The organism is Pseudomonas sp. P7548 (assembly GCF_013386585.1).
Taxonomy (GTDB): domain Bacteria; phylum Pseudomonadota; class Gammaproteobacteria; order Pseudomonadales; family Pseudomonadaceae; genus Aquipseudomonas.
Genome location: NZ_JACARO010000025.1, coordinates 1 through 4,646 on the forward strand (window position 1 = coordinate 1; position 4,646 = coordinate 4,646).

Consider the following 4,646-nt stretch of genomic DNA (forward strand, 5'->3'; position numbering starts at 1 on the left):
CAACCTGATGACCGAAGCCAACAACCAGCACGTCGAGTTGTGGGTGGCCCCGCAGCGTTGCGTCGACCCGGTCAGCGGCAGCCTGCAGCACATGACCGCCGAGCTGCGCGTGAACGGCCAGGTGCAGCGCGGTTGTGCGGCGTTCGGCGGCTCCCGGGACGACTGATTCGGCCCTGCACTGTTTTAACCTGACCGAAATCCGCCATTGGGGCTTATAATCGCCGGTTTGCAAAACAGCCGGCCTCTTTGCCCGCCGCCTACCCGGACCCTGTCATGTTACGAATCACCGAACTCAAGCTGCCCATCGACCATCCCGAAGAAGACCTGCGGCCTGCCATCGTGCAGCGCCTGGGCATCGCCAGTGATGACCTGCTCGATTTCACTCTGTTCAAACGCAGCTACGACGCTCGCAAGAAGTCGTCGGAGCTGTGCTTCATCTACACCATTGACCTGAACGTGAAGGGCGAAGCCGCCCTGCTGCTCAAGTTTGCCGATGACCGTAACGTCAACCCCGCGCCGGATGTCAGCTACAAAGTGGTGGGCCAGGCACCACAAGGCCTCACAGAGCGTCCGATCGTGGTGGGCTTTGGTCCCTGCGGGATTTTTGCTGGCCTGCTGCTGGCCCAGATGGGCTTCAAGCCGATCATCCTCGAGCGTGGCAAGGAAGTGCGCCAGCGCACCAAGGACACCTGGGGCCTGTGGCGCAAAAGCGTGCTCAACCCCGAGTCCAACGTACAGTTCGGTGAAGGCGGTGCCGGGACCTTCTCCGACGGCAAGCTCTACAGCCAGATCAAGGACCCGAAATTCCACGGCCGCAAAGTGCTGCACGAGTTCGTCAAGGCCGGCGCGCCGGAAGAAATCCTCTACGTCAGCAAGCCGCACATCGGTACCTTCCGCCTGACCGGCGTGGTGGAAAACATGCGCGAACAGATCATCGCCCTGGGCGGTGAAGTGCGGTTCGAGCAGCGCGTGACCGACGTACTGATCGAAGACGGCCAACTGAACGGCGTTGTGGTGGACGGCGGCGAGCAAATCCTTTCCAAGCACGTGATCCTTGCCCTGGGCCACAGTGCTCGCGACACCTTCCGCATGCTCCATGGTCGTGGCGTGTACATGGAGGCCAAGCCGTTCTCGGTGGGCTTCCGTATCGAACACCCGCAATCGTTGATCGACGCCGCGCGCCTGGGCAAATACGCCGGGCACCCCAAACTGGGCGCCGCCGACTACAAGCTGGTGCACCACGCCAAGAACGGTCGTTCGGTCTACAGCTTCTGCATGTGCCCGGGCGGTACGGTGGTGGCGGCCACGTCCGAGCCGAACCGAGTCGTCACCAACGGCATGAGCCAATACTCGCGCAACGAGCGCAATGCCAACTCGGGCATCGTGGTGGGCATCACCCCTGAGGTGGACTACCCGGGGGGGCCGCTGGCCGGTATCGAGTTGCAGGAGCGCCTGGAGTCCCACGCCTACATCCTCGGTGGCAGCAACTACGAGGCCCCGGCACAGCTGGTGGGCGATTTCATCGCCGGCAAGCCGTCCACAGCCCTCGGCAGCGTGGAACCCTCCTACAAGCCTGGGGTGTCCCTGGGTGACTTGGCGCTCGCGTTGCCAGACTTCGCCATCGAAGCGATTCGTGAGGCACTGCCGGCGTTCGAGAAACAGATCAAGGGCTACTCGCTGCACGACGCCGTGTTGACCGGAATCGAGACCCGCACCTCTTCGCCGCTGCGGATTACCCGTAACGAATCGATGCAGAGCCTGAACGTCAAAGGGTTGTTCCCGGCCGGTGAAGGCGCCGGTTATGCCGGTGGGATCCTGTCGGCAGGTGTGGACGGCATCCGCATTGCCGAAGCCTTGGCCCGGGATATGTTGGGCCTGGAGGCCTGACCCATCAACGTGTAGGAGCCCGGCTTGCNNCGACAAGCCGGGCGCCTACAGGTTTAGATATTGGCGCGCAGGATGTTGTCCGGCAACGGCTCGCCGCGCTCGACACTGGCCGCAACGGCCGCGATCAAGCCGTCCAACTCATAACCCTGCGCTTTAAGCCACGCCTGATCGTAATAGGTGGTGGCATACCGCTCGCCCCCATCACACAAGATCGCCACGATCGACCCCGACTCCCCCGCCGCCTTCATATGTTGAGCTGCCACCAAGGCCCCCATCAGGTTGGTCCCGCTGCTGCCCCCGACCCGCCGCCCCAAGCGTTCGGCCAGGTAGTGCATGGCGGCCAGCGATAAAGCATCCGGCACCTTGACCATCGCGTCGATCACCTTCGGCAGAAAAGACGCCTCAACCCGTGGCCGGCCAATGCCTTCGATGCGAGAACCGCAATCCAGGCGCAAGCTGGCGTCGCCGCTCTGGTAGAAGTCGAAGAACACTGAACGCTCGGCATCCGCGCAGAGCACCCGGGTGCAATGTTGGCGGTAGCGTACGTAGCGACCCAGGGTCGCGGTGGTGCCGCCGGTGCCCGGGCTGGAGATCAGCCAACTCGGCTCGGGGTAATGTTCGAATCGCATCTGCTGGAAGATCGACTCGGCGATGTTGTTGTTCGCCCGCCAGTCGGTGGCCCGCTCGGCGTAGGTGAACTGGTCCATGAAGTGACCACCACTTTCCGTGGCCAAGCGTTCGGATTCGGCGTAGATCTGTGTCGGGTCCTGTACCAGATGGCTCTTGCCACCATAGAACGCAATCTGGGCGATCTTTTCCTGGGACGTGGTGGCCGGCATCACCGCGATAAACGGCAGGCCAAGCAAGCGCGCAAAATAGGCTTCCGAGATTGCCGTCGAGCCACTGGACGCCTCGATCACCGGCGCACCCGGCTTCAGCCAGCCATTGCACAACGCATACAGAAACAACGAGCGGGCCAGACGATGCTTGAGGCTGCCGGTGGGGTGGCTGGACTCATCCTTGAAATACAACTCGATACCCGGCAACCCCGGCAATGGCAAAGGGATCAGGTGCGTGTCGGCGCTACGCTGAAAGTCCGCTTCAATGATGCGAATGGCTTCGCGGGCCCAGGTACGTTGATCGCTCATAGCGTGAGTCTCTAAAGATTTCATCCACAATCTTAGGGGGTTTCCTACACTGCACACAGATACAGTGACGACTCAATTGGACACACAATTGCTAGGCTTTGGCGCAACGCCTCCCCCGGCCATCGCTTATAACAAATAAGAATATAACTTTTGTTTTAACAACTAACGGTACGGGTTAGGGTACCCACCTATTGAACCTGGATTGGAGAGCATCCCGTGCCTCTGCGTAGCACTTTCACCCGTTTCTTCCAGCTGGAAGCCGCCAGCGGTCTGTTGTTGATCGCCGCTGCCGCCTTGGCGCTGATCATCAACAACTCTCCGTTGTCGCACCTGTACAACGCCTTCCTCGATGTACCGGTGGTGGCCCAGGTGGGCGCCCTGAAAATCGCCAAGCCCGCCCTGTTGTGGATCAACGACGGCCTGATGGCCCTGTTCTTCCTGCTGATCGGCCTGGAGGTCAAGCGCGAGCTGCTCGATGGCCACCTCTCCAAGCCGTCGCAAGTGGTGCTGCCCGGTGCAGCGGCCATTGGCGGCATGGTGGTGCCGGCGCTGATCTACTGGGCGCTGAACAAAGGCAACTCGGCCGCCCTGGCCGGCTGGGCGATCCCCATGGCCACGGACATCGCGTTCGCTCTGGGCGTACTGGCCCTGCTGGGCAAGCGCGTGCCGGTATCGCTGAAACTGTTTCTGATGACCCTGGCCATCATTGATGACCTGGGCGCGATCATCGTCATTGCCCTGTTCTATTCCACTGACCTGTCCGGTGCCTCCCTCGCCGGCGCGGCAGCCTGCCTGATCGCCCTGATCGCGATGAACCGCCTTGGCGTGATCAAGCTTGGCCCCTACCTGATCATCGGCTTGATCCTGTGGGTCTGCGTGCTCAAGAGTGGCGTGCACGCCACGCTGGCCGGCGTGACCCTGGCGTTCTGCATCCCGATGCGCACCAAGAATGCCGAGCCTTCGCCGTTGCTGACCCTGGAACACGCCCTGCACCCCTGGGTGGCCTATGGCATCCTGCCGCTGTTCGCCTTCGCCAACGCCGGTGTCTCGCTGACCGGCGTCAGCCTGGACAGCTTCACCCACCACGTACCGATGGGCATCGCCGCCGGCCTGCTGATCGGCAAGACCGTCGGCGTGTTCGGCCTCACCTGGCTTGCCGTGAAGACCGGCCTCTCCGCCCTGCCCTCGGGCGCCAACTGGGGCCAGGTCTTCGGGGTGGCGATCCTGTGTGGTATCGGCTTCACCATGAGCCTGTTCGTCGGCTCCCTGGCGTTTGTGCCGGGTGTCAGTGAGTTCGCCGGGGAAGACCGTATGGGCATCCTGACCGGTTCTATCCTGGCAGCGTGCATTGGGTATGCGGTCACGGCGATGGCGAGTCGCAAGAAAGCCTGAGCCTGTTCGGGAGCCGGCTTGGCTGGCTCCTGAGTGACGCCCTGCAACATCGAACGTGAATAAAATGCTCGTTGTCAGCTGCTGTGAACGACGCATGGATGACATAGCAATGTTCACCTGAGGCCCAAATACCTCATACACGAAACCTCAACCGCTCACCCGGTTGAGGTTTTTCTTTTTCCGCCGCCACCCGCAACATGAAACTTACCCACCCAGCCC

Annotated in this window: 3 protein-coding genes; 2 read left to right on the forward strand and 1 reads right to left on the reverse strand. The window is 62.0% G+C overall.

The window, feature by feature from the left end; all coding sequences use genetic code 11:
* Positions 1–273: 273 nt before the first annotated feature.
* Positions 274–1,887, forward strand: coding sequence for an NAD(P)/FAD-dependent oxidoreductase (locus tag HX803_RS12550; RefSeq protein WP_178920945.1), 1,614 nt, complete (start codon positions 274–276; stop codon positions 1,885–1,887).
* Positions 1,888–1,940: 53 nt separating this feature from the next.
* Here the strand turns inward: HX803_RS12550 and HX803_RS12555 are convergent, their stop codons facing one another.
* Complete coding sequence (locus HX803_RS12555; protein ID WP_178920947.1) at positions 1,941–3,035, reverse strand: PLP-dependent cysteine synthase family protein; 1,095 nt, start codon at positions 3,033–3,035, stop codon at positions 1,941–1,943.
* A 216-nt stretch (positions 3,036–3,251) separates the two neighbouring features.
* On the opposite strand from HX803_RS12555, the gene nhaA reads away from it, so the two are divergent.
* Complete coding sequence (gene nhaA, locus HX803_RS12560) at positions 3,252–4,427, forward strand: Na+/H+ antiporter NhaA (protein ID WP_178920950.1); 1,176 nt, start codon at positions 3,252–3,254, stop codon at positions 4,425–4,427.
* The last annotated feature ends 219 nt before the right edge of the window (positions 4,428–4,646 follow it).

Bases quoted from the DNA above. Each gene is read 5' to 3' on its own strand.
- HX803_RS12550 (WP_178920945.1), top strand. From the start codon at position 274: ATGTTACGAATCACCGAACTCAAGCTGCCCATCGACCATCCCGAAGAA.
- HX803_RS12555 (WP_178920947.1), bottom strand. From the start codon at position 3,035: ATGAGCGATCAACGTACCTGGGCCCGCGAAGCCATTCGCATCATTGAA.